The organism is Achromobacter semiaridum (assembly GCF_053543755.1).
Map to the genome: position 1 here is coordinate 36,421 of NZ_JBLVOL010000109.1, position 2,443 is coordinate 38,863.

The 2,443-nt window shown below is 63.8% G+C and carries 1 protein-coding gene; it reads right to left on the minus strand.

The features are described from left to right. Positions 1-99: 99 nt before the first annotated feature. A complete protein-coding gene (locus tag ACNPP0_RS24185) occupies positions 100-2,187 on the minus strand; it encodes a TonB-dependent siderophore receptor (RefSeq protein ID WP_448707224.1) in 2,088 nt (695 codons plus the stop codon). Positions 2,188-2,443 lie beyond the last annotated feature (256 nt).

The window sequence follows — 2,443 nt, forward strand, 5'->3', positions numbered from 1 at the left end:
GGCCCCCGACACCGCTGTCATGGTCCCAGGGGCAGCGGCCCTGAAAGAGCTGGGCCGGCGCGCCGCATGAGGCCTGCGCCATGAAGCGAGGCCTCCGCCTCAATACGTGTAGCTGACGCCCAATTGCGCGGTGCGCGGCGCACCGGGATACACGTAGGTATTGAACGCGCCCTCGTCGTAATTGCGGTTGAACACGTTCGTCACGTCCAGATTCACGCGCAGGTGCTTGTTGACCTGGTAGAAGCTGTACAGGTCCACCGCCACGTAGGCGCCCATGTTGTACGAAGAGGCCACGGTCTGGCCGGCGCGGTCATCCACATAGCGCACACCGGCGCCCAGGCCCAGACCCCGCGCCGGGCCTTCGTGAAATTCGTACATATTCAACAGGCTTAGCGTGTTGCGCGGGATGTTGGCCAGGCGCGTGCCACGCGGCAGCGTGTTGTCTTCGGTGACCTTGGCGTCCACATACGAATAGCCGCCGATGACCCGCCATTCACGCGTGATGTTGCCCGCCACGTTGACATCGATGCCACGGCTGCGCACCTTGCCGGCCGCAACGCGATAGGTGGAGTCGGTAGGGTCCACCGTCAGCACGTTTTTCTTGTCGATCTGGTAGGCGGCCACATCCACGCTCAGGCGGCGGTCCAGCAATTCCCATTTGGCGCCCACTTCAAACGACTTGCCCTGTTCGGGATCGAAGCCCTTGCCTTGGCGGTCGGCGCCCGTGTTCGGCTTGTACGAGCGCGCCGTGTTGGCGTAGACGGCCAGGGTATCGGTCAGGTCATAGATGAGGCCCAGGCGCGGCGTGACGGCCGTATCGGTGGTGCGCCAACGGCTGCCCGCGGGTAGCCGGTCGCGGTAGGTGTGTTCGAAGCGTTCGAAGCGCAGCCCGGCCAGCAGCTTGAAGCGATCGGTCAGCGCCACTTGGTCTTGCACGAAGGCGGCCCAGGTCTTGAGGTTTTCGTTGTCGTGCGTGGTGATGCGTGTCAACGCGGGGCGTGGCTGCCCCAGCACGGGATCGTAAAGATCGATGGGATAGGCAGCGGCACCCGCGGCCGAACGCCGGATGATGGACCGGTAATCGTAGTCTTCGACCTCGATACCGGTCAGCAGCGTGTGACGTAGGCCGCCCGTGCTGAAGTTGCCGGTCAGGTTCAGCTGGACGTCGCGGTCCGTCCAGTCCAGCTTGCGGTAATTGAAGTTGCGACCCAGCGTGCGGCCGTCCGCCTGCAAGGCGTTCGCTTCGACGGCGTTTCCTTTCAGCGTGCCGTCCAGCCACTGTGCCCCGCCGCCCAGTTTCCAGTTGTCGTTAAGCGCATGTTCGAAGCGCAGCTGCACCACGTTGTTGTCGTTGTGCAGCTTGTTGTCGGTGCCCGTCTCCCAGACGTTGGTGGCGCGCGAGGCGCGTTCGGTCTGGGTGGGATAGCGCGTCAGACCGCGGTCCAGCGGATGGTTGTTGCGCATCATCTCGGCTTCCAGCGTGATGCGGGTGGCGGCGCTGGGTTGCCAGCTGATCACCGGCGCAATGCCATAGCGTTCGGTGCTGACGTCATCACGAAAGCTGTCGCCGCCTTCGGCCAGTGCGTTGACGCGATAGGTGAGACTGCCGTCTTCGTTCAGCGCGCCGGTGGTGTCGAGGGTGGCGCGGCGCATGCCGTGCGTATCGACCTGCGTGCCCACGGTTACGCGCGATTCCGCCTCTGGCTGCTTGGTCACCACGTTGAACGTGCCGCCGGGGTCGCCTCGGCCATACAGGCTGGTGTTGGGACCCCGAATGACTTCCAGCCGTTCCAGCGTGTAGGAGTCGGGCGCATTGGGATAGCCGCGATTGATGGGAAAGCCGTTGCGGTAGTACTCGCCAGTCGTGAAGCCGCGCACGGTGACGGTGGTCAGCCCCTGCCCGCCGAAGTTGTTGGCGCGGCCGACGCCGCCGGCGTAATCCAGCACTTGCTCCAGGCGCGTTGCGTTGGTGTCTTCGACGACGTCGCGGGGCACCACGGTGATCGACTGCGGCACATCGTGCAGCGCGGTGTCGGTGCGCGTCGCGCTAAGCGAACGCGTGGCCCGATAGCCGATCACCGGGCCGTCGGCACGCTCGGCATCCCCATAAACGCTGACCGCCTCAAGCTGGACAGGTGGTGTTGTGCCGGCGTCATCGGCCAACGCCGGGGGAACCGCTGTGTTCAAAAGACATGCCGAAAAGATGACGCGCCGCATTCCAAGATCCGAGAATTTTTAAGTGGCGCGATCTTACTATCGATGAAATCGATTCGCATTCTCAGAAATGTAATGGGGCGTGATGTCCACTTTTCACAACATGGCCACGGGCCAAATGCGTGGCATGTGCGGCATTGCGGCAGCGGCAAGCAGGAGGCAAGCGCGGGAAAGCCGGGATGGAAACTTCGAGGGGGGGTAAAGCGGCGGGAAAGGCGAAGGGTATTGC